At 55.1% G+C, this 25639-nt stretch carries 25 protein-coding genes and 1 pseudogene; 14 read left to right on the top strand and 12 right to left on the bottom strand.

Going from position 1 to position 25639, the window contains the following annotated elements; genetic code table 11:
- Positions 1 to 14: 14 nt before the first annotated feature.
- Both AC6I8T_RS10585 and AC6I8T_RS10580 read left to right on the top strand, forming a co-directional pair.
- Positions 15 to 1181: a methionine aminotransferase gene (locus tag AC6I8T_RS10585; protein ID WP_021183169.1), complete on the top strand. Its 1167-nt coding sequence runs from the start codon at positions 15 to 17 to the stop codon at positions 1179 to 1181.
- Positions 1182 to 1196: 15 nt separating this feature from the next.
- Positions 1197 to 1976 (top strand): transporter substrate-binding domain-containing protein, encoded by a 780-nt coding sequence (locus AC6I8T_RS10580; RefSeq protein WP_021183170.1) that lies wholly within the window; start codon positions 1197 to 1199, stop codon positions 1974 to 1976.
- A gap of 118 nt (positions 1977 to 2094) precedes the next feature.
- Here AC6I8T_RS10580 and pepT read toward each other — a convergent pair whose 3' ends face one another.
- A complete protein-coding gene (pepT, locus tag AC6I8T_RS10575; RefSeq protein ID WP_208723476.1) occupies positions 2095 to 3321 on the bottom strand; it encodes a peptidase T in 1227 nt (408 codons plus the stop codon).
- A 131-nt stretch (positions 3322 to 3452) separates the two neighbouring features.
- On the opposite strand from pepT, the gene AC6I8T_RS10570 reads away from it, so the two are divergent.
- The gene (locus tag AC6I8T_RS10570) at positions 3453 to 5048 is read left to right on the top strand and encodes an ABC transporter substrate-binding protein (RefSeq protein WP_208723475.1); all 1596 of its coding nucleotides are present in this window, start codon (positions 3453 to 3455) and stop codon (positions 5046 to 5048) included.
- Between the two features lie 3 nt (positions 5049 to 5051).
- On the opposite strand, the gene AC6I8T_RS10565 is transcribed toward AC6I8T_RS10570, so the two are convergent.
- Positions 5052 to 5978, bottom strand: a complete 927-nt coding sequence (locus tag AC6I8T_RS10565) for a LysR family transcriptional regulator (RefSeq protein WP_497833811.1) — start codon at positions 5976 to 5978, stop codon at positions 5052 to 5054.
- A 149-nt stretch (positions 5979 to 6127) separates the two neighbouring features.
- Between AC6I8T_RS10565 and AC6I8T_RS10560 the strand changes: the two genes are divergently transcribed.
- On the top strand, positions 6128 to 7549 hold the full coding sequence (locus tag AC6I8T_RS10560) for a M20 family metallopeptidase (protein ID WP_497833810.1): 1422 nt from the start codon (positions 6128 to 6130) through the stop codon (positions 7547 to 7549).
- On the top strand, positions 7546 to 8820 hold the full coding sequence (locus AC6I8T_RS10555; RefSeq protein ID WP_208723472.1) for an MFS transporter: 1275 nt from the start codon (positions 7546 to 7548) through the stop codon (positions 8818 to 8820). Before AC6I8T_RS10560 ends, AC6I8T_RS10555 begins: the two co-directional genes overlap by 4 nt.
- Positions 8821 to 8865: 45 nt before the next feature.
- On the opposite strand, the gene aldA is transcribed toward AC6I8T_RS10555, so the two are convergent.
- The 3 genes from aldA to AC6I8T_RS10540 form a co-directional block, all read right to left on the bottom strand.
- On the bottom strand, positions 8866 to 10302 hold the full coding sequence (gene aldA, locus AC6I8T_RS10550; RefSeq protein WP_208723471.1) for an aldehyde dehydrogenase: 1437 nt from the start codon (positions 10300 to 10302) through the stop codon (positions 8866 to 8868).
- Between the two features lie 202 nt (positions 10303 to 10504).
- Positions 10505 to 10603, bottom strand: a complete 99-nt coding sequence (locus tag AC6I8T_RS10545) for a YoaK family small membrane protein (protein WP_150105782.1) — start codon at positions 10601 to 10603, stop codon at positions 10505 to 10507.
- Positions 10604 to 10627: 24 nt separating this feature from the next.
- Positions 10628 to 10951, bottom strand: a complete 324-nt coding sequence (locus tag AC6I8T_RS10540; protein WP_021183177.1) for a hypothetical protein — start codon at positions 10949 to 10951, stop codon at positions 10628 to 10630.
- A gap of 367 nt (positions 10952 to 11318) precedes the next feature.
- On the opposite strand from AC6I8T_RS10540, the gene rhaT reads away from it, so the two are divergent.
- Positions 11319 to 12353 (top strand): L-rhamnose/proton symporter RhaT, encoded by a 1035-nt coding sequence (rhaT, locus tag AC6I8T_RS10535; protein WP_021183178.1) that lies wholly within the window; start codon positions 11319 to 11321, stop codon positions 12351 to 12353.
- A 93-nt stretch (positions 12354 to 12446) separates the two neighbouring features.
- Here the strand turns inward: rhaT and rhaR are convergent, their stop codons facing one another.
- Positions 12447 to 13310: an HTH-type transcriptional activator RhaR gene (gene rhaR / locus AC6I8T_RS10530; protein ID WP_497833809.1), complete on the bottom strand. Its 864-nt coding sequence runs from the start codon at positions 13308 to 13310 to the stop codon at positions 12447 to 12449.
- Between the two features lie 16 nt (positions 13311 to 13326).
- Positions 13327 to 14148: an HTH-type transcriptional activator RhaS gene (gene rhaS, locus AC6I8T_RS10525; RefSeq protein WP_208723469.1), complete on the bottom strand. Its 822-nt coding sequence runs from the start codon at positions 14146 to 14148 to the stop codon at positions 13327 to 13329.
- A gap of 292 nt (positions 14149 to 14440) precedes the next feature.
- On the opposite strand from rhaS, the gene rhaB reads away from it, so the two are divergent.
- From rhaB to rhaM, 4 genes are read left to right on the top strand one after another with little or no spacing between them, the layout of a single operon-like run.
- The gene (gene rhaB, locus AC6I8T_RS10520; RefSeq protein WP_497833808.1) at positions 14441 to 15922 is read left to right on the top strand and encodes a rhamnulokinase; all 1482 of its coding nucleotides are present in this window, start codon (positions 14441 to 14443) and stop codon (positions 15920 to 15922) included.
- The gene (locus AC6I8T_RS10515; RefSeq protein WP_497829021.1) at positions 15906 to 17162 is read left to right on the top strand and encodes an L-rhamnose isomerase; all 1257 of its coding nucleotides are present in this window, start codon (positions 15906 to 15908) and stop codon (positions 17160 to 17162) included. Before rhaB ends, AC6I8T_RS10515 begins: the two co-directional genes overlap by 17 nt.
- Positions 17163 to 17172: 10 nt before the next feature.
- On the top strand, positions 17173 to 18015 hold the full coding sequence (rhaD, locus tag AC6I8T_RS10510; protein WP_021183183.1) for a rhamnulose-1-phosphate aldolase: 843 nt from the start codon (positions 17173 to 17175) through the stop codon (positions 18013 to 18015).
- Entirely contained in the window at positions 18005 to 18319 is a 315-nt protein-coding gene (gene rhaM, locus AC6I8T_RS10505; RefSeq protein WP_208723466.1) for an L-rhamnose mutarotase, read from the top strand. The genes rhaD and rhaM overlap by 11 nt, the downstream gene beginning before the upstream one ends.
- An 84-nt stretch (positions 18320 to 18403) precedes the next feature.
- Here rhaM and AC6I8T_RS10500 read toward each other — a convergent pair whose 3' ends face one another.
- Positions 18404 to 19051, bottom strand: coding sequence for a TetR/AcrR family transcriptional regulator (locus AC6I8T_RS10500; protein ID WP_208723465.1), 648 nt, complete (start codon positions 19049 to 19051; stop codon positions 18404 to 18406).
- Between the two features lie 270 nt (positions 19052 to 19321).
- Between AC6I8T_RS10500 and bhsA the strand changes: the two genes are divergently transcribed.
- The gene (bhsA, locus tag AC6I8T_RS10495) at positions 19322 to 19579 is read left to right on the top strand and encodes a multiple stress resistance protein BhsA (RefSeq protein WP_021183187.1); all 258 of its coding nucleotides are present in this window, start codon (positions 19322 to 19324) and stop codon (positions 19577 to 19579) included.
- Between the two features lie 53 nt (positions 19580 to 19632).
- On the opposite strand, the gene AC6I8T_RS10490 is transcribed toward bhsA, so the two are convergent.
- From AC6I8T_RS10490 to ynfM, 4 genes are all read right to left on the bottom strand, one after another.
- Entirely contained in the window at positions 19633 to 20817 is a 1185-nt protein-coding gene (locus AC6I8T_RS10490; protein ID WP_021183188.1) for a sugar transporter, read from the bottom strand.
- Positions 20818 to 21009: 192 nt separating this feature from the next.
- On the bottom strand, positions 21010 to 21552 hold the full coding sequence (gene cybB / locus AC6I8T_RS10485; RefSeq protein ID WP_208723464.1) for a cytochrome b561: 543 nt from the start codon (positions 21550 to 21552) through the stop codon (positions 21010 to 21012).
- 111 nt (positions 21553 to 21663) lie between these two features.
- Positions 21664 to 21915, bottom strand: coding sequence for a hypothetical protein (locus tag AC6I8T_RS10480; RefSeq protein ID WP_208723463.1), 252 nt, complete (start codon positions 21913 to 21915; stop codon positions 21664 to 21666).
- A gap of 166 nt (positions 21916 to 22081) precedes the next feature.
- Complete coding sequence (gene ynfM / locus AC6I8T_RS10475) at positions 22082 to 23338, bottom strand: multidrug efflux MFS transporter YnfM/SxtP(Kp) (RefSeq protein ID WP_021183191.1); 1257 nt, start codon at positions 23336 to 23338, stop codon at positions 22082 to 22084.
- Between the two features lie 94 nt (positions 23339 to 23432).
- Between ynfM and AC6I8T_RS10470 the strand changes: the two are divergent.
- The 3 genes and pseudogenes from AC6I8T_RS10470 to AC6I8T_RS10460 all read left to right on the top strand — a co-directional run.
- Positions 23433 to 23840, top strand: a pseudogene (locus tag AC6I8T_RS10470) (LysR family transcriptional regulator); the annotation flags it as partial.
- Between the two features lie 157 nt (positions 23841 to 23997).
- On the top strand, positions 23998 to 25266 hold the full coding sequence (locus AC6I8T_RS10465; protein WP_497833807.1) for a tyrosine-type recombinase/integrase: 1269 nt from the start codon (positions 23998 to 24000) through the stop codon (positions 25264 to 25266).
- Between the two features lie 154 nt (positions 25267 to 25420).
- Positions 25421 to 25606: a helix-turn-helix transcriptional regulator gene (locus AC6I8T_RS10460; protein WP_497833806.1), complete on the top strand. Its 186-nt coding sequence runs from the start codon at positions 25421 to 25423 to the stop codon at positions 25604 to 25606.
- Positions 25607 to 25639: the final 33 nt, after the last annotated feature.

Below are 25639 nucleotides of genomic sequence, written 5' to 3'. Positions count from 1 at the left end.
TAGGCGGAGTTACCATGTCCATCCAATCCAGTGTTCAGACTTCTTCAAAATTACCCGATGTTGGCACCACCATTTTCAGCGTGATTGGGCAGCTTTCGGCACAACACAAAGCCATCAACCTGTCCCAGGGCGCGCCTAACTTCCCGTGCGATCCGCAACTGGTTGAACTGGTCAGCAACGCGATGCGCGAAGGACATAACCAGTATGCGCCGCTTACCGGTTTGCCGGCGTTGAAAGAAGCGCTGGCGCAGAAAGTACACACCCTGTATGGCCAGCAATATGATGTGGGCAGCGAAGTGCTGATCACCGGCAGCGCCAGCCAGGGTATCTACATGGCGATCTCCGCGCTGGTGCATCCGGGCGATGAAGTAATTTTCTTCGAGCCGGCATTCGACAGCTATGCGCCCGTGGTGCGTTTACAGGGTGGTAAGCCGATCGGCCTGAAATTGCAGGTGCCGGATTTTGCCATCAACTGGGACGAACTGCGTGCCACCATCACGCCGCGTACCCGGATGATCATCATCAACACGCCGCACAACCCGAGTGCGCAGGTGTTAACTCCAGCGGATCTGGATCAACTGGCTCAACTGACGCGTAATACCGATATCGTGGTGCTGTCGGATGAAGTCTATGAACACATCGTGTTTGATGGACGTCCCCATTGCGGCATGGCGACACACCCAGAGCTGGCGCAGCGCAGCGTTATCGTCTCGTCATTCGGCAAAACCTTCCACGTTACCGGCTGGCGCGTTGGCTATGCGTTGGCACCGGCCGCGCTGATGACCGAAATCGTCAAAGTGCATCAGTTTATGATGTATGCCGCTGATACGCCGATGCAGGTTGGTTTCGCCCATTACCTGCAACGGCCGGAAAACTATTTGCAGCTGTCACCGTTCTATCAGCAGAAACGCGATCGTCTGATGTCGCTGATGAAGGATTCGCCGTTTAAGCTGCTGCCGTGCGCCGGTTCCTTCTTTGTTTTAGCCAGTTATGGACATTTCAGTGACGAGAGCGACAGTGAAATGGTAAAACGTCTCATCGTCGAACACGGTGTGGCAACCATTCCGTTGTCGGCGTTTTATATGGACGGCACAGACAATAAATTAATCCGTTTGTCGTTTGCCAAAGACGATGCGACATTACAGGCCGGTGCAGAAGCGCTCTGCCGGGTCAAAGGGTAACTCAAGGGTATAACAATGAAAAAATTAAACGCACTTTTTATCGCGCTGGGTATGCTGACCTCTGCTCATGCGTTGGCGCAGGAAACATTACGCTACGGCCTCGAATCACAATATCCGCCGTTTGAAAGCCGTAATGCACAGGGCGAGCTGGAAGGCTTCGATATCGAGCTGGGTAAAGCCATTTGCCAGACCGGCAACTTCAAATGTAGCTGGGTAGAAAGCAGCTTTGACGCGCTGATTCCGGCGTTGCAGGCGAAGAAGTTTGACGCCATCAACTCGGCGATGAACATCACCGAAGCACGCGCGAAAAGCATCGATTTCACCAAACCGATCTACCGTATCCCGACCATGCTGGTGGCAAAAGCGGGCCAGGGCCTGCTGCCGACCGCGGAGTCACTGAAAGGGAAAAACATCGGCGTGTTGCAGGGTTCCATTCAGGAAACCTATGCCAAGAAGCACTGGGAATCACAGGGCGTTACCGTCACCTCTTACCAGGATCAGAACCAGGTTTATAACGACATGGTCGCCGGTCGTCTGGATGGCACGCTGGTGATGTCTGCCGCAGGCCAGTCAGGCTTCCTCGATAAGCCGCAGGGCAAAGGTTTTGCGTTTGCCGGTAAACCGGTGGAAGACGACACCATCCTGGGTTCAGGCATCGGTTTTGGCCTGCGTAAGGGTGATGCCAAACTGAAGCAGGAGCTGGATGCAGCCATCACCAAGGTGCAGGCTGACGGCACGGTTACCAAGCTGGCCGCCAAGTTCTTCCCTGGCATCGACGTTAGCGCCGCGAAATAAAGTTTAAAACCGCGCGATGAATCGCACCGCTACGAAATGGTACAGGGTCGTAGCGGCGCGATTCATCGCGCAATGTTTTATTTCTGTAGCGGCGCGATTTATCGCGCAATGTTTTGCGTTATTTAGCCGCTAAATAACACAACGCTTCCGCCACCTGATATGACTTCACAAACGACGGCACCGGCAAAAACTCAAAGCGAGAATGGAAGTTGTGCGCGCCGGTAAAGAAATTCGGCGTCAGCAATCCACGGGCTGACAATGCGGCACCATCCGTACCCCCACGCATCGGGATCACCTTCGGTTCAATGCCCAATTGCGCCAGCGCGCTAAAAATCAAATCAATCGCGCGGCGGTCTTCACCAATCGCATTGCTGATATTGCTGTAGGTATCATTGATACTCAGGGATACCGTACCGGTGGGATAGCGGGCGGCAATCTCATCGGTTACCTCCACCAACTGCTGTTTCTTCGCATCAAAACCCTTAAGGTCGAAATCGCGGATGGAGGCTTTCAGCACCGCGCGGCTGGCGTTGGCCTGCATATCGTTAAACCAGATATATCCCTCGCGGCCTTCGGTATGCTCCGGTGTCGCCAGACGATCAAAATGGTCAATAAAGTCATGCGCCATCAGCAGCGGATTGACCAGTACGCCTTTGCCAGACATCGGATGTGCCGCCACGCCGGTAAACACAATCTCGGCAGCGGCAGCGTTAAAGTTTTCGAAAACCACCTCACCCAATTCGCAGCAATCGATAGTCCAGGCGAAATCGACGTTAAAACGTTGCTCCAGATCGAGCGCTTTGGCTCCCCGCAAGCCAATCTCCTCATCCGGCACAAACGCGACCCGGATATCACCGTGGTCACCGTGCAGGTTCTCGAGCAACGTCATCACCACCGTGACCGCCGCTTTGTTATCGGCGCCGAGTACGCTGGTGCCGTCGCTAAAGATAATCTCCTGACCGAGGTAAGGGGCAATCTCAGGATGTTCCGCCACGCGCAGCCAGATATCCTGCTGAACGTTCAGACACAGATCTTCCCCCTGGAAAGTTAAGGTTTGTGGATGGATGTCTGGTGATAACCCAACATCGACGGTATCGATATGGGTAATAAAACCGATACGCGGTGCATCGGGACGATTGCCGCGCTTCAGCGCCGTCACCGTGGCATGCTCATCTATGATGATGTCTTCAAGCCCCAACTCGCGCAGTTCTGCGGCCAACAGCTCGGCCATGGCGTGTTGTGATGGCGTGCTCGGCAGCGTGGTGGATTTGGCATCGCTCTGGCTGGAGACCGCCAGGTAACGATAGAAGCGCTGAGTCAGTTGGCGGGCGAGTTGGTCTGTCATCACAATTCCTTATCAGTCTCATTGCGTGGTTGAGGGTTCGCAGCGCGACTAAATCATGTTAATTATTAATCAGATGAACGACTGATATACCGATGCTGGCTCATGGAAGTCAATAAAAAGCGAGAAACAAGATGAAAAATGTGATGGCAAAATTGGCGCTCACCGCGCTGGGTCTGGCGATCGCCAGCAGCGTTTCAGCCAAAACCCTGGTGTACTGTTCCGAAGGCTCACCAGAAAACTTCAACCCACAGCTTTACACGGCAGGTACCAGCGTCGATGCCAGTGCGGTGCCGGTGTTTAACCGGTTAGTCGATTTCACGCCAGGCACCACCGAGTTGGTGCCGAGCCTGGCGCAAAGCTGGGATATCAGCCCGGACGGCACGGTCTATACCTTCCACCTGCGCCAGGGCGTGAAGTTCCACAGCAACAAATTCTTCAAGCCAACGCGAGATTTTAACGCTGATGACGTCATCTTCTCGTTTATGCGGCAGATGGACCCGAACAATCCGTACCATAACGTTTCCGGCGGGGTATATTCCAACTTCAACAGCCTGGAGTTCGCCACGCTGATTAAGAAAATCGATCGGGTTGATGACCACACGGTCCGTTTCACGCTGACGCATGCTGAAGCACCTTTCCTCGCCGATCTGGCGTGGTATTTTGCCTCCATCCATTCGGCGGAATATGCCGACCAGATGCTGAAAGCCGGGACACCGGAAAAGGTGGATATGGAACCGATTGGCACTGGCCCGTTTGAGCTGGTGCAGTATCAGAAAGACTCCCGCATTCTCTACAAAGCCTTCCCGGAATATTGGCAGGGCAAGGCGAAGCTGGATCGCATCGTATTCTCGATCACGCCGGATGCGTCAGTGCGTTACGCCAAACTGGAGAAAAACGAGTGTCAGATCATACCATTCCCCAATCCGGCTGATCTCGACAAAATGCGCAAAAATCCTGACCTGACCCTGATGCAAAAGTCCGGTCTAAATACCGGCTTCCTCTCCTTCAACACCACCAAAGCACCGCTGGATAACGTGAAAGTGCGCCAGGCGCTGGCGATGGCGATCAACAAACAGGCGATTATCGATGCGGTGTTCCAGGGCACCGGTACGGTGGCAAAAAACATTCTGCCGCCCGGCGTCTGGAGTGCGGATAACAATCTGAAAGATTACGACTACGATCCTGAGAAGGCGAAAGCCTTACTACAGGAAGCGGGCATCAAACCGGGCACCGAGATCTCGCTGTGGGCGATGCCGGTCCAGCGACCTTACAACCCCAATGCGCGACGAATGGCTGAGATGATTCAGGCTGATTGGGCGAAAGTGGGTATCAAAGCCAATATCGTCAGCTATGAGTGGGGCGAATATCTCAAACGTATCCGCAATGGCGAGCACCAGGCGGCGCTGATGGGCTGGACCACCGCTACCGGCGATCCGGATAACTTCTTCGGCCCGCTGTATAGCTGCACCTCGGCGAAGGACGGTTCGAATTCGGCGAAGTGGTGCTATGCACCGTTTGATAAAATCATCACTGAGGCGCGTGCCGAACAGGATCACAACAAACGCATTGCGCTGTACCTGGAGGCACAGCAAATCATGCATGACCAGATGCCTGCGGTGATGATTGCCCACTCGACCATCTTCGAACCGGTACGCAAATCGGTTACCGGTTATCAGGTGGACCCGTTTGGCAAACACATCCTCTATCCGGTGGATATCCAGCAGTAAATCTCAGGGCTTCCAGCGCTGGCGCAGGGGTTCCTCCAGCGCGTTGAGCTGCTGATGGAGAAAGTCCAGCAACAGATTCAGGGCGGCACTACGGGGCCGCCCTGATTGCGTCTGGAGCTGCAACGTGCGTTGATTCAGCTGATCGATGCCAACCGAGCGCAATATCAACCCGTGCGTTTTCGCCTCGTAACGCACGGTAAACGGACTGCAAATGGTCACCGCCAGCGGCGTACCCAGTAAGAAATGGAACAGGGTGGAGAAGTTATCGCAGGTCAGCACTGGTTCAATCACATAGCCGCTCATATGGCAGGAAAGATCAAATAGCTGGCGCACCGTGGTGTTTTGCTCCGGCAGAGCCACCGGGTATTGACTGAGGTCAGCCAGCGACACCTGTGTCGCGTTTGCCAGTGGATGGGTGTGATGCATCACCAGCTGCACCGGTGCTGGCCACGACCCGATAACTTCGACACCGCGTTCGGCATGCAGACTAAACTGCAACGCCAGATCACATTCGCCGTTGCGCACCCACTCGGCTACCCCCTGAGTGCTGCCAACTTTCAGGCTGAACAGCACTCCGGGATTGCTGAGGCGAAAATCGGCAAACAAGCGCGGCAACAGGGTGAAGGCCATGCCATCGGTACAGGCAACGCGGATCTGTGTGCGGCGTACCGCCGTTAAGCCCTTAATCTCCGCCAGCGCATACTCCATCTCCAGCATATTTTTACGTACCTGATGCGCAAAAATTTCCCCCGCTTCGGTCAGTACCATGCCGCGCGCGTGGCGCTCAAACAACGGCACGCCAACCTGTGCCTCAAGGCGTTGAATCTGACGGCTGATGGCGGATACCGCCACAAACAGTTGTTCACTGGCAGCACTTAGCGATCCGGCATTCACGACGGCGAGAAAATATCGGATTTCACTGCTTTGCATATTTCTGCTTCCTGGTGGTGCATGCCTCAAAATCGGGCAGCTAAGCTTTGCTTTAAAAGCAAATCTTACTCGATAAATTGATAATTGTGGCAAATCAGCCTTTCCGCAAAGATAAGGATGATGATAAAACCAACAACAGACAGGCAAACATGACAGCACAACAGGCCGTACAACAGGCCAGCGACTATTTTGACTGCGGGGAATTCCAGCAACTGCTGACGCGCCGGGTGGCGCAGGTCACCGAAAGCCAGCGTGCGGATCGTGACCAGCAGCTGCATGATTATTTGCACAAGGAGATTGGCCCACAACTGGTGGCGCTCGGTTTCACGCTGCACTTTATCGACAATCCCGTCACCACAAATCGCCCGTTCCTGGTGGCGGCGCGCATCGAAGATCCGGCGCTGCCAACGCTGTTGAGCTACGGTCACGGCGATGTGGTGTTTGGCGATGATGAAAACTGGCGTGACGGGTTATCGCCGTGGCAACTGAAAGAAGAGGGCGATCGCTGGTATGGTCGCGGTAGCGCAGATAATAAAGGCCAGCACTGCGTCAATCTGGCCGCGCTGGAGCAGGTGTTTCAGGCACGCGGTGGACGCCTCGGTTTTAACTGCAAAATGCTGTTTGAAATGGGGGAAGAGATTAGCTCACCGGGTCTGGCGGAGCTGTGCGAGCAATACGGCGATCTGCTGAAGGCCGATTTGTTTATCGCCTCCGATGGCCCGCGCCTGAATGCGGTGCGTCCGACGTTGTTCCTCGGATCGCGCGGCTGCGTCAATTTCCGCCTGACCATCAACGCACGCGACAATGCGTACCACTCCGGTAACTGGGGTGGCTTACTGACCAATCCGGGAACACAACTGGCAAATGCCATCGCCACGCTGGTCAATGCCCAGGGCGTGTTGCAGGTTGAAGCACTGAAACCGACCTCTCTGACCGACGACGTGCGCGCCATCCTCAGCGATATCGAGGTGGGTGGCATGCCCGGCGATCCGGCGATCGAGGTGAACTGGGGTGAGCCGGGCCTGACACCGACCGAACGCCTGTATGGCTGGAACACGCTGGAAGTGCTGGCGTTTCTCACCGGCAACCCGGCACGTCCTATGAACGCCATTCCCGGCAGCGCGACCGCCGTGTGTCAGTTACGTTTTGTGGTGGGAACAGATTGGGAAAATCTGGCACAGCACATTGAAGCGCATCTGCAAAACCACGGCTTTGACCAGGTGAAGGTCGAGTTTATGCGCGGATCGCCAGCTACCCGTCTCGACCCCACCGATCCGTTGGTGAGCTGGGTGCTGGAGAGCATGGCGCAAACCAGCGGAAAAAAACCGGCGTTGTTACCGAATCTCGGCGGTTCACTGCCCAATGAAGTGTTCTCCGACATCCTCGGCTTGCCGACGCTGTGGGTGCCGCATTCCTATCCGGCCTGCGGTCAGCACGGCGTTAACGAACATATGTTGAAATCCATCGCCCGTGAGGGGCTGCAAATCATGACGCGTCTGTTGTGGGATCTGGGTGAGCAAGGCGCAGACCTGATTGCCCGTCACCAGGCGCATGCCGGAGGTGCCAAATGAGTAGCATCAGTCACAGCGCACCCACCAGCGCGGTTAAACCCAATCTGCATAAAACCCTCTTCGCCACCTGCATCGGCAATGCGCTGGAGTGGTTTGACATTGCGGTGTATGGCTTTTTCGCCAGCTATATCGCCCATGCCTTTTTCCCGACCAGCGATCCCTCGGTATCGCTGCTGCTGACCTTTGGCAGCTTTGGCGTCTCATTCCTGATCCGCCCGCTGGGGGCGATTGTGCTCGGTAACTACGCCGATCGTCATGGCCGTAAAAAGGCGCTGCTGCTGTCGATCAACCTGATGATGCTCGGCGGGGCGATTATCACCTTTATGCCGGGTTATACCTCAATTGGCCTGGCCGCTCCGGTGTTGATTCTGCTGGCGCGTCTGATTCAGGGCTTCTCCGCCGGTGGTGAATTCGGCAGCTCCACCGCGTTTCTGGTGGAACACTTCCCGGAGCGTAAAGCCTTTATCGCCAGTTGGCAGTTTGCTACGCAAGGGGCCAGTACCCTGATGGCATCGGCGTTTGGCCTGGGTCTGACGCAGATTCTGAGCGAAAGCCAGATTCAGGACTGGGGCTGGCGTATTCCGTTTGCCTTTGGCCTGCTGATTGGCCCGCTGGGTATTTACATCCGTCGTCATGTACATGAACCGGCCAGCTTTGCACAGCAGCAGCCGGAAGCAGCACCGCTGAAGCGTCTGTTTGGTCGTCAGAAGGAGCTGATGCTGCTGGCGATTGGTTTGATGGTGATCTCCACCGCCGTTAACTACATGCTCAACTATGTGCCGACCTATGCCACCAAAACGCTGCATCTGCCGGGTTCGGCGGCGTTCAGCGCCACTTTGCTGGCTGGGGTGATCCTGACGGTGGTGACGCCGCTGATGGGGCTGTGGGCCGAGAAGGTCGGTCGGGTACCGCTGATGTGGGGATCGTTGATTCTGCTGCTGGTGACCATCTATCCGGCGTTTACCCTGGTGGTCAATCACACCACACCGCTGACGCTGATGTTGCTGGTGGGCTGGATGGCACTGCTGAAATCAGTTTACTTCTCGACGGTGCCTTCGGTGATGGCCGATCTGTTCCCGATTGGCACCCGTGCCAGTGGCATGGCGATCAGCTATAACATTGCGGTCACGGTGTTTGGCGGTTTTGCACCGTTGATTTGTACCCTGTTGATTAGCGCGACCGGCACCAGTCTGGCACCGAGTTATTATCTGATGGCAGTCGCATTGCTGAGCGGCATTGCGCTGGTCCGTAGTAAACAACGCCTGAGTTAATAGCTTACGTCGCGGCGCGATACGTCGTGCCGCGACGGGTTATTTTTATGCAAACTGCAAATAGGCCACATGGGTTTGCAGATACTCTTCCAGACCGTGGCGACCATCCGCGCCGCCAACCCCGGATTTCCGCCAGCCCGCATGGAAGCCCTGCATCGCTTCAAAATTCTCGCGGTTAATGTAGGTTTCACCGAATTTCAGCTGACGCAGCGCAATCATCGCGGTGTTCAGATTTTGGGTATAAATCGATGAAGTCAGGCCATATTCGCAGTCGTTTGCCAGGCCAATCGCCTCATCCAGCGTTTTAAAGGTCATCACCGGCAGCACCGGACCAAAGATCTCTTCGCGCATGATCTCCATCTCCTGACGCACGTCAGTGATGATGGTCGGCTCAAAATAGAAGCCCTGTTCTCCGACACGCTTTCCACCGAGAATCACTTTCCCGCCTTGCTCCACGGCTTTCGCCACTTTTTGTTCGACACGACCGAGCGCCGCCGCGGTGATCAGGGGTCCCATATCAATATCGGTACGCTCGGCAGGATTCCCGAATTTCACCTGTTTAAAGGCATCCGTCAGGGCGCTGATAAAGCGATCGTAAATACCTTCCTGCACATAAACACGCTCAGCGCAGTTACACACTTGTCCGGTATTGATGACGCGGGAACTGACAATGGCTTTTACCGCCAGATCGAGGTCGGCATCATCCATTACAATCGCCGGGGCTTTGCCACCCAACTCCAGCGACACTTTGGTCACATTCTTCGCTGCCGCTTCCATGGTGGCGATACCGGCATTCACGCTGCCGGTGAGGCTGACCAGTCCCACTTTCGGGTTAGCTGCCAGCTCCTGACCGACCTCCGGCCCATAGCCGTAAACAACGTTGATCACTCCAGCCGGCAGACCGATATCATGCAGGATCCCGGCGAAAATGGCGGCGTTATTCGGTGTCAGCTCACTCGGTTTAATCACGATGGTATTGCCGGTGACCAGCGCCGGTGCCGCTTTACGCGCAATCAGGAAGAAGGGGAAGTTCCACGGCAGAATGCCTGTAGTCACGCCGATAGCTTTCTTAAACACGAAAATGTTTTCGTTCGGGCGGTCGCTGTTGACGATTTCGCCCTCGTAGCGGCGTGCCCACTCGGCCATATAGTCGAGATAATCCGCGGTGAACAGCACCTCGGTTTGCGCCAGTCCCTGAGTTTTCCCGCCCTCGGCCACGATAGTCGCGGTGAGTTCTGCCTCGTGCTGACGAATACCATTGGCGATTTTGCGCAGCCAGTTACCGCGATCAATTGCCGGTAACGCTTCCCAGCCGGGTTGTGCCGCTTCTGCGGCAGCAATCGCCTGACTGGCGATCTGTCTGGTGCCTTCTGGTACGCGTGACAGCAGCGCTTCGGTGGCCGGGTTAATCACTTCAATCCATTTGTCGTTCTGATTGGCAACAAACTCGCCATTGATGAAATGTTGATGGTGCGTTGTCATCTGTAGGGTCTCCGCGATCGGTTTCGTTAAATTTGTGTGAAATGCAGAGTGAAGCAGATCAAGGTGTAGCACCTTTTTGTCATTGCCAGGGTAAGGGGGCAGATGGCAGCGAAGGGAAGAAACAGATGACAAGCGCAGCATATCTGGCGAAATGCTGCGTATTCAGCAGGTTAGCTGGCAGAACGGCCAAGTCTGAAAAAGGTCACGACCCCGGCATCATCGCGCCACTGGCGATAAACCAGGCGAGAAAGCTGACACCGGCAATGATAATAGCGATGGGGAAAAGCAGTCCGATTTTCATGATTATCCTAAAGTGAAAGCGGGTTCAGGTAAGCTGAACCAGTGCGCGATGCGTTTTCATCATACTGAACAGCTGGAACTGCGTGGCATCGTCAATTTCACGCAGGTGTTCACCTTTCTGATAATGGATACTGTGAATATGACCCAGTTGCCGCCACACCACAATCGCTGAGGCCAGCAGGGCACAGTTATCTTCGCTCTGCACGCACTCAAGACGGGCATAGTGTATATCTTCCAGCCCGTTAATAAAGATGTTGAGTGACTCGGGCGGCACAATGGCGCGGATATCATCCAGCATTACGCGACTCACCGGACGTGAGAGCAACAGCGTCAACCTCTTGGTATTCATCCCAATCCTTGTCCTGATGATTTTTCTCAACGTTATACGGATTAATTGCAGTCGGGGGAAGCCACGATCCGTGCTTTGTGTGATTGCCATGTTAACGATGCGCATGGCAGTCAGGTTAAAACTGTGCTGATCAACACAACATTTCCAGAAAATATCGATAATAATAAACAGGTTATCTTTTTTTCTGACGTGCCTGCCTGCAAATGCGATTTTGTGATCCTTATGTTGAAAACCCACCGGATATTGCCAATTCCGCCCACTCTCCGGCAGCCATTCAAAGGCTGAGGAAAAGCTGCCCGCCGTAGACTGCCGGGTAATCGGGAGACCGCCGGTTTCCTGTTGGCCTCAACCTTACGAAGGAATAACAATGAACAGTGCCATCATTGCAGGTATCTTCTGGCATCTGGTGGGTGCCGCCAGTGCTGCATGTTTTTATGCTCCGTTTAAACAGGTGAAAAAGTGGTCATGGGAAACCATGTGGTCGGTCGGTGGCGTGATGTCGTGGCTGATTCTGCCCTGGGTCGTGAGCGCGGTGCTGCTGCCGAATTTCTGGGCCTACTACGGTAGCTTTAGCTTCTCCCAGCTGTTGCCGGTGTTTCTGTTTGGTGCCATGTGGGGTGTCGGCAACATCAACTACGGTCTGACCATGCGCTATCTGGGGATGTCGATGGGTATCGGTATTGCCATTGGCATTACGCTGGTGGTGGGCACGCTGATGACGCCGTTGTTACAGGGGCGTTTTGTCGAACTGTTCAGCTCAGAAGGTGGTCGGCTGACGCTGTTGGGCGTATTTGTTGCGTTGATCGGCGTGGCGATTGTCTCCCGTGCCGGATTGTTAAAAGAGCGGGCGCTGGGGATTAACGCGGAAGAGTTTAACCTGAAGAAGGGGCTGGTGCTGGCGGTAATATGCGGCATTTTCTCCGCCGGGATGTCTTTTGCGATGGATGCGGCCAAACCGATGCACGAAGCAGCCGCCAGCCTGGGTATCAATCCGTTGTACGTGGCGCTGCCCAGTTATGTGGTGATTATGGGCGGCGGGGCGCTGGTTAACCTCGCGTACTGCTTTATCCGCCTGGCGGTGAAACCTGAACTTTCCGTTCGCGCTGACTTCTCCGTAGCCAAACCGATGTTGCTGGCCAACATCGCCTTTGCGGTGCTGGGCGGTACCATGTGGTATCTGCAATTTTTCTTCTACGCCTGGGGTCATGCCAAAATCCCGCCGCAGTATGATTTTGTCAGCTGGATGCTGCATATGAGCCTGTATGTGCTGTGTGGCGGTTTGGTCGGATTGGTGCTGAAGGAGTGGAAGGCCGTAGGACAACGTCCGGTGCGCGTGTTGTCACTGGGCTGCGTGGTGATTATTATCGCGGCCAACATTGTCGGGCTGGGGATGGCATCCTGATGGGGCGTGATTAATAACGTATATCCGATGGCCTGATTTGCAGCGGCGCGATTTATCGCGCTGTTTTTTCCAGCATCGCGCCGTTACCGGGGCTTAATGCGGTGTGCCAATCAGCGCCGGGCGGTGCGGTAAAAATCGCTGCCGCCAGGCGCTCGGCGTCAGACCGGTTTCCCGCGTGAACACCACCGAAAAGTAATTGCTGTCATCAAAACCGCAACGCGCGGCCACTTCACTGATTAACCAATCCTGCGTGCGCAGCAGGTATTTTGCCTGGCACAACTGCAACTGACGCAGATAATGACCAACGGTCATGCCGGTTTGCTGACGAAACAACTGCTTCAACGCGCGTTCACTCAATTTATTCTGCTGACAAAAAACGGCGAGGTCGAAGGGGCGGTCAATCGCACCCTGCAACGCTGACATCAGCAGATCCAACTGTTCGCCTTCCGGTAACGCCCACGGCCGATCCGCGGCGTAACCGTGGCGACGCAATATCAGCGCCAGCTGCAAAAACAACGCTTCGGAGAGCTGGATCGACAGTGAGTCGCTTTTGCGGCTTTCGCGTTCCAGTTGAGTGATTACGCCGCGAGCCAGCGCCATGCCGCGCGTGGTTAAGCGCCAGCAGCCGGGGCAGGCGGCATCTTCCGGTGGCAGCAACTGGCTCCAGTCCAGCCCAAGCTGAAAACGGTCGCGGCAGTAGAGAATATTATCCAGTGCCAGATCGTTTACGCTGTCGTAGCTGTGGCAGTCGTTATCGCGGATATAAAAGACATCGCCACAGGTGATCAGCCACGGTCGGTCATTGAGAATATGCAGACCGTTGCCGCGCCAGACGATAACGATCTCACTGAACTCATGTCGATGCGGCGGGAAGGAGGGTTGCGGCAGGCGTTCGGCCACCGCAATCGGCAGATTCGGGGCCGGGAAGTAGTCTTCGCGCGTCAATATTAGCGACATGAGGATGCACTCCAGGTTACAACATCTGCTGGCGCTCCGCTCGGGGCGCACAGCCAAATTCCCGCCGAAACAGCGTGGAAAAATGGTTACTGTCACCAAATCCACACTGATAGGCGATATCCGTAATGCGCATATCACTGTGCCGCAGCAAGTGGCGCGCCTGCAACAGACGCAACCGATTCAGATAACGTTGCGGCGTATTGCCGGTTTGCTGCTTCATCTGCCGATGCAGGGTACGCAGCGACAGCGAAAACTGGTCAGCCAGCGCCTCCCAGGCAATTTCTTCACTGTAATGTTCATTCAACCAGTCGAGCAAACGATGCAGGCGAGCTTCCTGGTCCTGTGCTTCTTCGTTATGACCGGCCTCGCGCAGCAGCACCAGCAGTTGCAGGAAAGCTTGCTCCTGGCGCGCCTGTTTCTCCAGTGACCAGACGCCCGGCTGGTTCATCTGCGCGACGATCTGCAACGCCTGGTTCATCACCTTGTGGTTAATGCGCCAGTGCGAGCTGTATTGGCCCTCTTCCTCACGCGGGAGCAACGCCTGCAAACCGGAGAGAAAACGAAACGAGGCCGGGCTGCGATACAGCACGTTAGTCAGGCATAAATTGTCGGTTTGCTCATACAGATGACGATCGTGATCGCGTACAAAACACACGCACCCGGCACACAACGCCTGCGGCTGACCATTAAACACATGGATGCCGGAACCCTGTTCCACCAACACGATCTCATGAAAATCATGGTGATGTTCGGGGAAGGCCAGCTGTGGCACGCGCGGCTCGACGGCAATGGTGTACTCCCCAGCGGGGAAAAAATCTGCGCTGTGTAACACGGTCATGGTTCGCCTCTCATTATTAACAAAACCGTAACCGAGTCTACTCAGGCGATCAGCACCTTACCTTGAATTTCACACCGGGTGATGCAGGAAAATGGCTAATTTTTCAAGATCTCCGGGCTTGATGCAGAAAATGCGGCAAAGCTCACAACTCGGCGCTTGTGTGGTTCTGTGAGCTGTCTCACGAACATCTTTGCCACGGTGCCAGCGGGTCTGACGCGCTGGCAGTAACGGGAAGGTGAGGAAAAGGCGGGATTTTTACTCTGTACGCATCTCATTACAGGAAGAACACGCCATGAGTATGCGTAACATTGTTGCCATTGATTTAGGCGCATCCAGCGGGCGCGTGATGCTCGCGCAATGGACCACAGAAACCCAGCGACTCACGCTGCGTGAAGTGCGTCGTTTTGCTAATCAGCGCGTACGGCGTGCCGGTTATGACAGTTGGGATCTGGAGGGGCTGGAGCAGGAGATCCGTCAGGGACTGCAACAGCTGGATGAAGAAGGCATCGTGCCGGACAGCATTGGCATCGATACCTGGGGCGTGGACCTCGTCCTGCTGGATGCCGACGGCCAGCGGGTCGGCGAGGCCGTCAGCTACCGCGATGCCCGCACCGACGGCCAGATGGCGCAGGCGATCAACGAGCTGGGTAAATCCAACATTTATCAGCGCACCGGTATTCAGTTTCTGCCATTCAATACCCTGTACCAGCTACGCGCGCTGCATTTGCAACAACCTGACTGGCAGGCGCAGGTCAGCCATGCGTTGATGATCCCTGATTACCTGCATTATCGCCTGACCGGTCAGTTGAACTGGGAATACACCAATGCCACTACCACGCAGTTGCTGAACATCACTCATGGCGACTGGGATGACGAGTTACTCGCCTGGGCCGGCGTACCGGCCAGTTGGTTCGGCAAACCCAGCGCACCGGGTAACACCGTCGGCCACTGGGTCAGCCCACGCGGTCATCATATCCCGGTGATCGCGGTGGCGACCCACGACACCGCCAGTGCGGTGCTGGCGACGCCGCTGATGCTGGACGCCGCCGCCTATCTGAGTTCAGGCACCTGGTCGTTGATGGGCATTGAAAGCCTGCAACCCTGGCTCAGCCCGGCAGCGCTCGACGCCAATATCACTAACGAGGGTGGCGCAGAAGGTTATCGGGTGCTGAAAAATATCATGGGCCTGTGGCTGTTGCAGCGCGTATGCAGCGAGTTGCACATCAGCGACTTGTGCGCCTTGATTCAGCAAGCCGCCGATGAACCCGCCTGTATCGCGCTGATCAACCCCAATGACAATCGCTTTATTAACCCCGCCAATATGGTGCAGGAAATTCAGGATGCCTGTGCGGAGCAGCAGATGCCGGTGCCGCAAACTGCTGCCGCGCTGGCGCGAACCATTTTTGACAGCCTCGCGTTGCTGTATCGCCAGGTGATGGGTGAACTCGGCCAGTTGCGTGCGTCACCGTTGCGTCAACTGCATGTGGTGGGCGGTGGTTGTCAGAATCCGCTGCTGAACCAACTGTGTGCAGATGCCTGCCAGTTACCGGTGTTCGCCGGGCCGGTAGAAGCGTCAACGTTGGGTAATGTCGGTTGCCAGTTGATCGCCCTCGGTGAATTGCGCGATGTGGCGGATTTGCGTCGCTGCATCAGCCAGAACTTTCCGTTAGAAAAATTTGCCCCGCTTAACAACAGCGCTTTTGCTGCCAACCTGGCACGCTTCGCCGCGCTGAGCCAACCCGCTAAGGAACTTGCTTATGACAAAGCTGATTGAACAGGCCTTTGACCTGGCGAAACAACGTTACGCTGCGATTAACGTCGATGTAGAACAGGTGATGACACAACTGGACCGCATTCCAGTCTCGATGCACTGCTGGCAGGGCGATGACGTACGCGGCTTCGAGAATCCGCACGGCGCGCTCACCGGCGGGATTCAGGCCACCGGCAACTATCCTGGCCGGGCGCGTAATGCCGAGGAACTGCGTGCTGACCTCGACAAAGCCCTGTCGCTGATCCCCGGCGCGAAGCGCCTCAATCTGCACGCTATTTACCTGGAAAGCGATAAACCGGTGGAGCGCGATGCGATTGAACCGGCGCACTTCAGCAATTGGGTCGCATGGGCGAAAAATAATAAGTTGGGGCTGGATTTCAACCCCACCTGTTTTTCCCATCCGCTAAGTGCCGACGGCTTTACCTTATCCCACGCGGATAAGGGGATTCGCCAGTTCTGGATTGATCACTGCAAAGCCAGTCGCCACATTTCGGCCTTCTTTGGCGAGCAGTTGGGGACGCCTTCGGTGATGAATATCTGGGTGCCGGACGGCATGAAAGATCTGACGGTCGATCGTCTGGCCCCGCGTCAGCGTCTGCTGGCGGCGTTGGATGAGATCATCAGCGAAAAACTTAATCCTCAGCATCATATCGATGCAGTGGAAAGCAAGCTGTTTGGTATCGGTGCGGAGAGCTACACCGTGGGTTCCAACGAGTTCTACCTCGGCTATGCCTGTAGCCGCCAGACGGCGCTGACGCTGGATGCGGGCCATTTTCATCCGACTGAGGTGATCTCCGACAAAATCTCTACCGCCATGTTGTATGTGCCGCGCCTGCTGCTGCACGTCAGCCGTCCGGTACGCTGGGACAGCGATCATGTGGTGATTCTGGATGATGAAACCCAGGCGATCGCCCATGAAATCGCCCGCCAGAAACTGTTCGACAAAGTGCATATCGGCCTCGACTTCTTTGATGCTTCCATCAACCGCATCGCCGCCTGGGTGATTGGTACGCGCAATGCCAAGAAAGCGTTGCTGCGTGCCTTACTGGAGCCAACGGATCAATTACGCCAACTGGAAGCAGCAGGGGACTACACCGCTCGTCTGGCCTTGCTGGAAGAACAAAAATCGCTGCCGTGGCAGGCAGTCTGGGAGGCCTGGTGCCTGCGTCACGATGTCCCGGCCGACGCCAGTTGGCTGAGCGATGTCCGTCACTATGAACAACAAATTCTGGCTCAACGTTAAGGGACACACCATGCAAAGTATTCTTTCTTCTGCGTTTGTACAGGGAATGGTTAAAGCGACTAGTGATATGTGGCTGAAGGGCTGGGATGAGCGCAACGGGGGGAATGTCAGCCTGCGCCTGCTGCCGGACGAGGTGCAGCCCTATGCTGCCGACTTTTATGCTGAACCGCGTTGTATCGAACTGAGTAAACCCGCCCCGGCGCTGGCGAACGACTGGTTTCTGGTGACCGGTTCCGGCAAGTTTTTCCGCAATGTGCAACTGGATCCGGCTGACAGCCTGGTGTTGTTGCAGGTGGATGATAAAGGGCTGTCGTACAAAATCCACTGGGGTCTGAGCAACGGTGGGCTGCCAACCTCAGAGCTGGCGGCGCATTTCCAGTCACATAGCGTACGCAAACAGGTGAGCAACGGCGCCGACCGCGTGATTATGCATTGCCATGCAACCAACTTTATGGCGCTGAGCTACGTGGTGGAACTGGATGCGGCACGTTTCACCCGTCTGCTGTGGGAAGGCAGCACCGAATGTCTGGTGGTGTTCCCGGATGGGGTGGGTATTCTGCCGTGGATGGTGCCGGGCACCGATGGTATCGGCCAGGCCACGGCGGATGAGATGGCGACGCACAGCCTGGTGATGTGGCCGTTCCACGGTATTTTTGGTGCCGGACCGACGCTTGATGAAACCTTTGGGCTGATCGACACCGCCGAGAAGTCGTCAGAGGTGGTGGTGAAGGCGCTATCAATGGGCGGGATTCGCCAGAGTATCACCACCGAGCAGTTGATTGCGTTGGGTGAGCGTTTTGGGGTGCAGCCGTGGCAGGCGGCTTTACAGGTGGAGCGCGCCAATGTTGCGTAGAGCCTTCGTGATGCAGGTGCATGCGGATTGCCATGATGAGTATCTGCGTCGCCATTCACCCATCTGGCCGGAACTGGCGGCAACGCTGAAGACGCATGGCGCGAGTAATTACGCCATCTGGCTGGATGCGGAACGCAATCTGCTGTTTGCCAGTGTCGAAATCGAGTCGGAAGCCCGCTGGCAGGCGGTGGCGCAAACCGAGGTTTGCCAACGCTGGTGGGCGTCCATGAAGGATTTGATGCCGTCGAACGCGGATCACAGCCCGGTCAGCGCTGAGCTAAAACCGATGTTTTTCCTGCCTTAAACCACGACCATCCCACATATTGCACGTCTCCTTCTCCCGCTTGCGGGAGAAGGCCGGGATGAGGGGACGGATGTAAGCGGCAGGTTAGTTAAGCGCGCAATATCCCGCCAAAGCGGGCCAGATCGCCATCTGCGTATCCACAATCTGTTCTAAATCTTCCCGGTTTGCGCCTTCACGGGCGCGCACAGACATACCCTGCAATACACAGGCGAGGAAGCTCGCCAGCGTTGCGGTATTGCTGCACGCGGGTAACTCACCGCGCTGCTGGCGTGCGGCAAGGAACTGCTGCAAGGCCCGTTCCTGCGCATGATGCTGTTGTTCCAGCATGTGCGCCACTTCTTCAGAACTGGCCGACAGGGCGCTGGAGGTGCAGATAAAAAAGCAGCCAGCGGGTTTATCACATTCGGTAAAACAGGCTGCGGTGGCGCGAAAATAGGACTCAACCGCGGTTTTCACATCCAGCGAGGCATCATTCAGCACCGCGTTACGCTGCGCACTAAACCTTTCGATATAGCGCTGCATGGCGGCTTTAAACAAACCTTCTTTGTTAGCAAACTCCGCGTAAAGCGTTGGCGCTTTGGCGCCAGTGGCACTGACCAGATCCGCCAGTGAGGTGCCTTCATAGCCGTGTGCCCAGAACAGCATCAGGGCTTTATCCAGCGCATCGTCACGATCGAAGACTTTAGGTCTGCCACGACTTTTACGCAGGGTCGGTTCAGTTATCTGGCTCATAGATCCTCACCACAGCTCAACATGCTTATTAAATTACCGATCATTAAATTAATATGCAACACCACTTTGTCCGTTTGTGCCTTCCTGGGCAAAATCCCCTGAATGGTAAAGTCCCGGTACGCGCTGAAGCCCATACTTACGCCACTTCTCATTAAAATAACGACCGTTAATAAAATAGTTGACGCGCATCCGACTTTGGATTTAGTATTTATTTAACGGTTGTTAATTAAATGGCGACCCACCCAACTTCATCTGCAAAGAGAGACGATCATGAAAAGCATTAAACTGACCCTGGCCGCTGTGGCCCTGTCATCAATCGCATTCGGTACAATGGCGGCTGACCTGGTAAGCGAAGCACCGGTTAATCAACAGCAAATCGGTGTGGTAAGCGCATCTGGCAGTACGGATCTGACTTCACTGGAAAATCAACTGGCGGAGAAGGCGAGCGCTGCGGGAGCAAAGTCTTTCCGCATCACTTCGACCTCTGGCAACAACAACCTGCATGGCACCGCAGAGCTTTATAAATAGTAGGGATCGAGAGGGGACAGGCTTCAGATAGCGGCTATCTGAAGCCCCTTTTTTTAACCGTTGGAACGTAACTGCGGATAACGACGGAAGATATAGATACACCAGAACAGCGCTACCAGGCCGATTAACCCACCAATATTACCCACATCCGCCATTTTCAAATGCAGGCTGACCTGATTTCCGAGTAGCGCACCCGCACCGATGCCGATGTTATAAATACCGGACATCAGTGACATAGCAACGTCGGTTGCGTCCGGTGCCAGCGACAGCACACGCACCTGCATTGCCAGACCAATCATCATCATCGCCATGCCCCAGAAAATACACAGGGTTGTAATCGCGGCAGGGCGCACGGCGGCAAAAATCAGCAGACCCATGCATAAGGTGATCACCGCAATCGCAGCAATCAGCAGCGCCGAAGGATATTTATTGCCGAGGGTGCTGAACAGCACGCTGCCGATAATTCCTGCCGATCCAAACAGCAGCAGCAACAGCGTGGTGAAGTTTTCCCCGGCGTTCGCCACCACCTGCATAAAGGGTTCAATGTAGCTGTAGGCGGTGTAATGCGCTGTCACCACTACCGTGACCAACACATACATGCTGACCAGCGCCGGGCGGCGAAACAGCATCGGCACGCTGCTGAGTGACCCGGTATGCTCGCTGGGCAGGCGTGGCAGAATACGTGCCAGCAGCACCAGCAAAACCAGCGCAGACAAACCAATCATGCCGAAGGTGGTTCGCCAGCCGAGATACTGGCCGACAACACGACCAATCGGCACGCCCAGCACCATCGCCAGCGCCGTACCGGTCGCCAGCATACTGAGCGCCTGGGTTTTCTTACCTGCCGGCGCGACACGAATGGCCAGCGAGGCGGTAATTGACCAGAACACCGCATGTGCCAGCGCGATACCAATGCGGGAGATAACCAGCGAGGTGAAATCCCAGGCGACCGAGGAGAGCACATGGCTGGCGATAAACAACACAAACAGAATCGACAGCAGCAGACGACGCTCAATATTGCGCGTCAGCAGCATCAGCGGCAGCGACAGCAGCGCCACCACCCAGGCGTAAATGGTCAGCATGATGCCGACATCTGCCGTTCTCATCCCATAACTGGCGGCGATATCTGACAGTAAGCCGACCGGCACAAACTCGGTGGTATTGAAGACAAAAGCAGCGATGGCCAGCAACACGACGCGTAGCCAGGCCGTTTTACGGGAGACGGTTGTTGATTGCATGAAATTCAGATCAGTCAGGCAGCAAATGAGGGGCGAAAGGCCCGATGTAAAGTGACCTTTGTCACAAATTATGCCTATTGTGGAGGATTAATACGCTGAGGGAAACCATCTAACCGTATTTTATTGCTGAATATTTTTTATCACCGACGCCCAGGTTGATAGCCTGGGGTTATCGTCAGAACCATCGCGCCGCTACGGGTTGCGCTTGCGCGCAGGCATCATGCGGATCAGCGTGTTGTCCTTCAGAATATAGTGATGCAGCAGTGCGGCGACGGCATGCAGGCCAATCAGCCAGTAGCCGAGCGGTGCCAGGGTTTCATGCCAGCCAATCAAGGTATCGGCGAGGTCAAAATTCGGTGTGCTGCTCACCGGCATCGACAAGCCAAATACCTGCCAGGGACGACCATTGAGATATTTCGAGGCAACGCCGAGAGTCGGTAACGCCAGAAACAGCGCGTACAGCAGGAAATGCATCAGATGGGCGAGCATATGCTGCCAGCGTGGTGGTGCGGGATTGATATCAGGCGATGTATGACGATGACGTAATGCGGCACGCACCAGCATCAGCACCCACACCGATACGCCACAGCTAAAGTGCGTCATGATCATCAGGCTGCGCGCAACCGTACCGCGGGCCGCCAGACCTCGTAGCTCAATGGTGGTATAGGCAACAGCGATTAATAACAAGGTCAACCAGTGGAGGGCGATTTGCGACGTTGCGTATTTTTCCCGCATGAGCGTTCTACCTGAAGCAATATTATTGGTGTCTAACATAGCGAAATGCCACAGGAAAACTTAACAAAATGGCGCAACGTCGCGGGCCGTCTCAGACTGGGAATATCAGAGTCAGACCATGTGTTTTAGCGCCACGCTATTCTGTGTGGTCAGGTTTTTTTTTACCGTAATTGGGCAACAATGTTCACAGCCCAGTGCAGAAGGATAAAACTTGCGCGCCTGTTGAATGGCAGCGTTAGCGGTATAAAAAGTGCCAAGAAAGCGCCTTGCGGCGTCGGGAGGAAGGAAAGGGCAACCCGTTGCATGTACCACATGATTGTCGTTATAGCCGGCGTATTTATCGACGTAATAGTAAAGTTCCATTTGGCTTCCTCGTTGCTGTGAAAGAAAAAATCTAACTATTTTTGGAATAGAATAAATTATAGCTAGCGATTGCTATTTTGTTTTCACTGGCACTGAAAGTTTGCCGACAGGTGTGATTACGCGAGGGGAAACGGGGCACAGTGGCCCCGCATACTGATGGAGAGAATTACAATTGGCGGCACTGCAAACGCCAGCCGACCAGCAAGGCCAGCACCAGCAACACGCTGATAAAAGCGGTCACACCGCCCCAGCCAAAACTGTGCCAGAACACGCCACCTAACGTACCGGCAACGCTGGAACCCACATAATAACTGAAGAGATAGAGCGACGAGGCCTGGCCTTTTGCCCGACGGGCGCGTGGGCCGATCCATCCGCTGGCAACCGAGTGGGCGGCAAAAAATCCGGCGGTAAACAGCATCATACCCGGCAGGATGATCCACAAGGTATTGAACGCCGTCAGCAGCAGGCCGCACAGCATGATCGCCGTGGCGGTAATCATCACCGGCCCCCGGCCAAAGCGACTGGTCATGGCTCCGGCTTTGGGTGAACTCCAGGACCCGGTCAGATACACCACCGACAACAAACCGACCACGGCCTGGCTGAGAAACCACGGCGCACTCAGCAGGCGATAACCAATGTAGTTAAACAGGGTGACAAATGCGCCCATCAGCAGGAAACCTTCGGCGAACAGCAGCGGCAGGCCTTTGTCACGCCAGTGCAGACGGAAGTTAATCAGCAAATTATGCGGACGTAATGAAGCCGGACGGAAATGACGGGAAGCCGGCAGGATTTTCCAGAACATCAGCGCCGATGCCAGCGAAAAACAGCCGATCACACCAATGGCGATGCGCCACGAGAAGAGGTCGGTCAATACCCCGGTCAGCAGACGACCGCTCATGCCACCAATCGAGTTGCCGCTGATATACAGGCCCATGGAAAAGGCGATCACTCGCGGATGAATCTCTTCACTCAGGTAGGTCATGCCCACCGCGGCGACCCCACTCAACGACAAACCAATCAGCGCACGCATCAACAGAATGCCGTGCCAGCTGGTCATCATGGCGGAAATCACGGTGCATAACGCAGCGAGCATCAATGCGGTGACCATCACCGACTTACGACCAATAGCGTCGGAGAGCGGCCCGGTGACCAGCAAACCCAGCGCCATCAGGCCGGTGGATAACGACAGCGAGATGCTGCTGGCCGCAGGCGAAACGCCAAACTGCTGGGAGAGCACCGGCAGAATCGGCTGGACACAATACAACAAGGCAAAAGTGGCAAGACCAGCCGAGAACAGGGCAAGGGTAACACGCATAAATTGCGGCGAACCGCGTTCAATCCATGTTACTGACGCTGGAGCAGAAGCAGGCACGACGGACACTTCGTCCTCATCGAGTGTCACCGCCTGAGAAGAGCGACTCACGGAAAATCCTCAAATTTCAAAAGGTATTGCTATCGTAGGAAAGTGATAATAGGTTGTACAATATATTAATAATCTCGAATGAGACGTTTAAAATATGAATATCGAACTCCGTCATCTTCGCTATTTCATTGCAGTGGCTGAAGAGCTGCATTTTGGTCGCGCGGCCCTCCGCCTCAATATTTCGCAACCGCCACTCAGCCAACAGATTCAGCAACTGGAACAGGAAATTGGCGCGCAACTGTTCACCCGCACCAATCGCAGCGTGCAGATCACCGCCGCCGGGCAGCAATTTTTGCAGGATGCGCGTGGGATTTTGCTTCAGGTCGAACAGGCGGCCAGCCGTGCGGCGCGGCTCCATAACGGTCAGGAAGGGGAACTGCGCATTGGTTTCACCTCCTCAGCACCCTTTACCGGGCTGGTATCCGATGCACTCTACCATTTCCGCCAGCGCTGGCCGGCCGTGCATATCCAGATGCAAAATATTCCAGAATCGCAACTCCTTGAATTATTTGCATACCACTTTTTAGAATATCAGAGCAAAAACAGCGACTTATAATCAATTTTTATCACTACTTTACCACTCTTTATCATTGCCCTATCATGCTTTTATACTGCTTTATTCTGGTAAAAAGTATGGTAACGCAGCTCGCGGGGGCACAATGGCCGACAAACTAAATTCAATCGCCAGCATCAGGAAAGCACTTAAAGAAGCTGGTGAAAGCACCATAAAACGCACCACCACGATTAAGGGCTTATACCTCGTTAAGCACGCCGGAAAATCACCTTTCTGGCAGACCGTCAGCCGTGGTAAATCCAAAACCCTGAAGGGTATCGACGCGTTAGACTGGAAGGGCGCGCAGGTGGCTCATGAGGCCATGCTTTCAGCTATCGGGGAAGGGAAACACGGCAAGCCAGACGGCGAACCAGTAACCCTGAGTGATTTGTTTAACGACTATCACAGCGACCTCGAAAAGGAAGGTCGCAGGCTTTCCCGCGAGGCACGCGCCCGTGGTGAAGTACCCAAACCGCGCCACACCGAAAAAAACGAGCGCTGCCGGTGGGATAATCACGCTGCCGCCACCCTGGGGAGAATGCTGGTTAATTCGCTGGACTATGACGAGGTGAAAGCCGCCTTACTAAAGTGCGCCGACGCGTCACACAGTCAGGCCGAAAAGTTGATCATCCGGGTTAATGCGCTGGTGGATGATTACTTTGCAGGCAAGCCGGGTAAACCAACCATCCCGCGCCGTATGAAATATGTGCTACCTCGTGCCAGGTGGGGGCGGATTACCGAGAACGCGGAACCCCGGTCTGTAATGCTGGACCTTGATCAGTTTCAGAGACTGCGCCGGATTATGGGCGACAAGGGCACGCTAAGCGGTCGGGCAGTGCTCATGCTGATGCTAACGGGCTGTCGTAAAAACGAGGTATTGGGAATGCGTTGGGAAGAAATCCAGACCATTAACGGCGCGCCGTTCTGGATAATCCCGCAATGGCGTTTGAAATCAGAGAAAGAGGACAGGGTGATCCCGTGGTCTGCTGAAATGGCCGCCATTGTCGCACCATTGCGCCGAAGTGAGATTAATCCTAACGGCCTGGTTTTCACGCAGGGAGGAACAAAACTGGCCGATAACACCCTGAACAACGCAACCAAACGACTACGGGGCGAAATAGGCATCGATTTTACAGTGCATGATATCCGGCGCTCACTTATGCCGCTGGCGGTGAAGTACGCCAAAACCGACATGGTGATAGCACATGCGATGACCGGTCATAAGATTGGGGATAAGGTTTTCCATACTTATGGCGGCGACGCGGCAGTACGTGAGCGTGTTATGTCTGAGGGTTGGCCGTCGTGGCAGGAATGGATTTCCAGCTGGTGGGACCGGGTGGCAACAACTGATGCTGGCGCGCTTCGCGCTGTATGACGGATTCTGGCGGGGTAATACCCGCCGACCCACTCAGAATCCCCGTGGCACTGTCTATTTTTTGAGCGTAGCGCCTTGATTGATGTTCGCTCGCTACTCAATCCCTGTCATATCTTTATCATTGCTTTATCACTTACAGAAAAGGCAATGAGTCATGAGCAACCCCGAAACTACACTGATAAAACGTACCGAGGTAATGAAAATGCTGGGCTGCTCCCAGGTTTCATTTTATCGCCACCACGGTAAGAAATTGCGCCCGCTGGCAACCGGCTCACGCGAGTCACAATATCGCCTCAGCGACGTCGAAACGTATATCGCCAACCTCGGCGCGCGCGGCTAATACTCTCATCCTGAATATTAATCACCCCACCAA

Source organism: Pantoea sp. X-Soil-OKNW-556 (genome assembly GCF_059730695.1).
Note: the sequence above shows the minus strand (reverse complement) of the source record. Positions and strands in the feature narration are given on the sequence as shown.